The sequence below is a fragment of the Streptomyces bambusae genome (assembly GCF_019400985.1).
GTDB classification, from domain to species: domain Bacteria; phylum Actinomycetota; class Actinomycetes; order Streptomycetales; family Streptomycetaceae; genus Streptomyces; species Streptomyces bambusae_A.
Genome location: NZ_WTFF01000455.1, coordinates 1 through 4,592 on the forward strand (window position 1 = coordinate 1; position 4,592 = coordinate 4,592).

Genomic DNA, 4,592 nt, shown 5'->3' on the forward strand with positions numbered 1-4,592 from the left:
CGACCGGGCGCCCGCCCTGCGCGCCGGCCGGACCCCGGTGGTCCCCAGCGACAGCCCGCGGTGGCGGGGCGCTGCCGACCCCGTGGTCCGCCTCGACGCGGCAGCCTCCCCCGGCAGCCCCGCCCGCCCCGCAGGAGTGCCCTCATGACCACCCCCCCCCCCCAGGCCCCCGTCGCGGGCGCGGACACCCCCGCGGCCCCCGCGCCCGCCGGGCCGCCCAGCGCCGCCGGCCGGCTGCCGCTCGCCGACCGCGCCGAGGTCCGCGCCTGGACCGGCGCCTTCCTGCGCGGAGAGGGCCGCCGACTGGCCCTCGCCTTCGGGCTGTTCGCCGCCGCCCTGGTGGCGAGCCTGGTCGGCCCCCGACTGCTGGGCCACCTGGTCGAGTCGGTCAAGGACGGCACCACCACCGGCCGGGTCGACGTGCTCGCCCTCGCCTTCGTCGCCATCCTCGTCGGCCATGCCCTCCTCGCCCGCGCCGCCCGCACCCAGGCCACCCTGCTCGGCGAACGCGTCCTGGCCCGCACCCGCGAGAACTTCGTCCGCCGGGTCCTCGGACTGCCGCTGTCCGAGGTGGAGGCGGTCGGCACGGGCGACCTGCTCAGCCGCGCCACCACGGACGCCGACCGGCTGAACGAGAGCATCCGGCAGGCCGTGCCCCGCATCGCGCTGGCCGCCGTCACCCTGGTGTTCACCTTCGCGGCCATCCTGCTCACCTCACCGCTGCTCGCCCTCGGCCTGCTGGCCGGCGTACCCTTCGCCGCCCTGTCCACGTGGTGGTACCGGCCGCGCGCCACCCGCGCGTACGAACTCCTGCTCGCGCAGGAGGCCGACGTCCTGGCCGTCACCCACGAGACCACCCGCGGCGCCGCCACGGTCGAGGCCCTCGGGCTCGGCCCCCGCCAGGTCCGGCGCCACGGCGCGGCCGTGGACCATGTGGTGCGGACCCGGCAGCGCACGACCTGGCTGCAGACCATCTGGTTCCCGAGCCTGGACCTGGCCACCATGGTCCCGATGGCGCTCACCCTCCTCATCGGCGGACTCGCCTACCAGCGCGGCGAGGTGGGCCTGGCGGAGCTGACCGCCGTCGTGCTCTACGTCCAGGCCCTCGGCGAGCCGCTGAACGACCTGCTGACCTGGACCGACGAACTCCAGATCGGCAATGCCGCGCTGCGCCGGATCCTCGGCGTCGAGCGGTTGCCCCGCGAGGAGTCCCGGCCGCCGGCTCCCACCGACGGCCACGCCATCCGCCTCGACGGGGTCGGCTTCGGCTACGGGCCGGGCCGGGAGGTCCTCACAGGCATCGACCTCGACATCGCCGCCGGCGAGCGGCTGGTGGTCGTCGGCGCCTCCGGCGCGGGCAAGTCCACCCTCGGCAAACTGCTCGCGGGCGTGCACCACGCCACCCGGGGCACCGTGCGGATCGGCGGCGCCGACGTCACCACCCTGCCGGTGGGGCAGCTGCGGCGGGAGATCGTGCTCGTCACGCAGGAACAGCACGTGTTCACCGGCACGGTACGGGACAACCTGCTGCTGGCCGGCGACGGCGCCGAGGCCCGTCCCGAGGACGGCTACGGGGACCGTGCGGAGGGGAGTGCGGGGGACGGGGCCGAGGGGAGTGCGGCGGACGCGCGGCTGTGGGCGGCGCTGGAGACCGTCCTCCTCGCCGACTGGGTGCGGTCCCTGCCCGACGGCCTGGACAGCGAGATCGGCCCGGGCGCCGCCCTGGTGTCCCCCTCCCATGCCCAGCAACTGGCACTCGCCCGGCTGCTGTTGTCGGACCCGTACGCGCTGGTCCTCGACGAGGCCACCGCGCTGCTGGACTCCTCCGCCTCGCGCCGGGTCGAGCGCTCGCTCGCCGCGCTGATCGAGGGCCGTACGGTCATCTCGATCGTGCACCGGCTGGACTCCGTACGCGACGCGGACCGGATCGCGGTCATGGACGGCGGCCGGATCGTCGAACTCGGCAGCCACGACGAACTGCTGGCGGCCGACGGAGCCTACGCGTCCCTGTGGCACTCCTGGGACTCGGCACGCCGCCCCTGATCGGCGCATCCGGCCGGTGGCTCACGGCCTCCGTCGGGGGCGGCGCTCACGTCTCCGTCGGGGCGGACGCTCACGCCTCCGTCAGGCCCGGGCCGGTCCGGCGGGCCAGGGCGTTGTTGCCGATCGAGTTGTGGACGCTGAAGCTCACCGCGTCCGAGCGGTAGCGGTCGTCGGACCACTCGACCGGACGGCCCTCGCGGGTCGTGGTGATGCGGCGTACCCGCAACAGGGGGCTGGTGCGCCGCACTTCGAGGAGTTCGGCGTCCTGCGCCCCGGCCGCGACCGCGTCGATGAGGTGCTCCCCGTACGCGAACACCAGCCCCGTGTCGTCCAGCAGTCGCTGGGTCACCGAGGGGCAGTCCGGCTCGATGCGCTCGACGGCGGGTGCGATCCAGTCCGCGTACACGGTGCGCTCCAGCAGGACCGGTTCGCCGTCCAGGCCGCGCAGGCGCAGTACGTGCAGGACGGGTGTGCCGGGCTCCACCTGCAACCGCACGGCGTCGCGCTCGGTGGCCGGATGGAACTGCGAGGACACCACGTGCCCGGTCGCGCTGCGGCCCATGGCGCGGGCCCACTGGGCGAAGCTGCGCAGCTCGGCGAAGCTCTGGCTGCGGCGGCTCGCCAGCACCACCCGGCGGGCGCCCTGCCGGGAGCCGATGAGGCCTTCGGAGGTCAGGGCGAGCACGGCCTGGCGGACGGTGCCGCGGGAGACGCCGAAGCGCTCCGCCAGCCGCGTCTCCGCGGGCAGCAGCGCCCCCACCGCGTACTCCTCGCGGTCGATCGCCCGGCGCAGCTCCTCGGCGATCTCTTCGTGCCGGGCCGTCATCGGTGTCGCTCCCGTCCTCGGTCATGAACGCTGACTGTGCGCCATGTAGGTGTCACGTACAGCGTAAGCGCAGAGCCGGACGGATCGGAACAAGGGGAGAGTGGCCAGGTCATTGGCCTGAAATCGTCGCCCGCCGTTAACCGGAAGGTCATGGATGCCGGGCCTACTGGGGCCAACTTGTTCAGACAAGTTGACCGTCCCCTCGCCGCGTTCCCCCGCGCCGCCTCCCAGGAGAGACCGTGTACCTGCCGAGACACCCGAGAAACACCGTCCTCGCCGGTTGCCTCGCCGCCGTCGCCGCCCTCACCCTCAGCGCCTGCGGCGCCGCCCCCGAGCAGGCCTCGACCAAGACCGCCACCGGCAAGGACGCCGCCACCGCGACCTCCGCCGCCGACTTCGGCGGCATGGACGCCCTGGTCGCGGCGGCCAAGAAGCAGGGCGTGCTGCACGCGATGGCCCTGCCGCGCGACTGGGCCAACTACGGCGCCCTGATCGACGGCTTCACCCAGAAGTACGGGATCAAGGTCGAGGTGGAGAACCCCGACGGCACCAGCCAGGACGAGATCAACGCCGTCACCAGCCGCAAGGGCCAGGACCGCGCCCCCGACGTCCTCGACCTCGGCACCTCCTTCGCGGTCAGCGGAGCCCAGCAGGGCCTGTTCGCCCCGTACCAGGTCGCCGCCTACCACGACATCCCCTCCGGGCAGAAGGACGACCAGGCGCGCTGGTTCAACGACTACGGCGGCTACGTCTCCATCGGCTGCGACGCCAACCGGATCAAGAACTGCCCCACCACCTTCAAGGACCTCCTCAAGCCCGAGTACAAGGGCCAGGTGGCGCTCAACGGCAACCCCACCAAGTCCGGCGCCGCCTTCGGCGGTGTCTACGCGGCGGCGCTCGCCAACGGCGGCTCCCTCGACGACATCCAGCCCGGCATCGACTTCTTCGGACAGCTGAAGAAGAACGGCAACTACACGCCCGTCGAGTCCACCCCCGCCACCGTCGAGAAGGGCGAGACGCCCATCAGCATCGACTGGGACTACCTCAACGCCGGCTACGCCGAGCAGTTCAAGGGCAAGGGCGTCGACTGGAAGGTCGCCGTCCCCGAGGACGGCAAGTACGCCCAGTACTACGCCCAGGCCGTCAACAAGGACGCCCCGCACCCGGCCGCCGCCCGCCTGTGGCAGGAGTGGCTCTACAGCCCCGAGGGCCAGAACCTGTGGCTGAAGGGCTACGCACGCCCGGTCATGATGCCGCTCATGGAGCAGGCCGGCACCCTCGACAAGGCCGCCGCCGCCAAGCTCCCGAAGGTCTCCGGCACCCTGTCCTTCCCGACCGAGGCACAGTCGACCAAGGCCAAGGGCGTCCTCGCCCAGAACTGGGGCAAGGCCGTCTCCGGCTGACGCCCGCCCGACCGCCGACCCGGCTCCGACCGCCGACCCGGCTCCGACCGCCGACCCGGTCCCGGCCCGACCGTCGAGCCGACCCAGCCCCGGCCCGACCGTCGAGCCGACCCGGCCCCGGCCTGACCGCCGACCCGGTCCCGGTCCCGGCCTGACCGCCGACCCGGTCCCGGTCCCGGCCTGACCGCCGACCCCGGCCCCGACCGCCCACTCGATCCCCGACTCCATTCCCGGGACGACCACCTCCATGACCTCCCCCATGACCACCTCCCGCACCGCCGCCGCGCCCCCCGCTGCCGCGGCCGCGCCCGGCGCCCCCG

Annotated in this window: 3 protein-coding genes; 2 read left to right on the forward strand and 1 reads right to left on the reverse strand. The window is 74.0% G+C overall.

Annotated elements, in window-relative coordinates; translation table 11 throughout:
- Nucleotides 1-144 precede the first annotated feature (144 nt).
- Nucleotides 145-2,043 (forward strand): ABC transporter ATP-binding protein, encoded by a 1,899-nt coding sequence (locus GPJ59_RS33815; RefSeq protein WP_258025319.1) that lies wholly within the window; start codon nt 145-147, stop codon nt 2,041-2,043.
- A 70-nt stretch (nt 2,044-2,113) separates the two neighbouring features.
- On the opposite strand, the gene GPJ59_RS33820 is transcribed toward GPJ59_RS33815, so the two are convergent.
- Nucleotides 2,114-2,869 (reverse strand): GntR family transcriptional regulator, encoded by a 756-nt coding sequence (locus GPJ59_RS33820; RefSeq protein WP_219671771.1) that lies wholly within the window; start codon nt 2,867-2,869, stop codon nt 2,114-2,116.
- A gap of 245 nt (nt 2,870-3,114) precedes the next feature.
- Between GPJ59_RS33820 and GPJ59_RS33825 the strand changes: the two genes are divergently transcribed.
- Nucleotides 3,115-4,272: an ABC transporter substrate-binding protein gene (locus GPJ59_RS33825; protein WP_219671773.1), complete on the forward strand. Its 1,158-nt coding sequence runs from the start codon at nt 3,115-3,117 to the stop codon at nt 4,270-4,272.
- Nucleotides 4,273-4,592 lie beyond the last annotated feature (320 nt).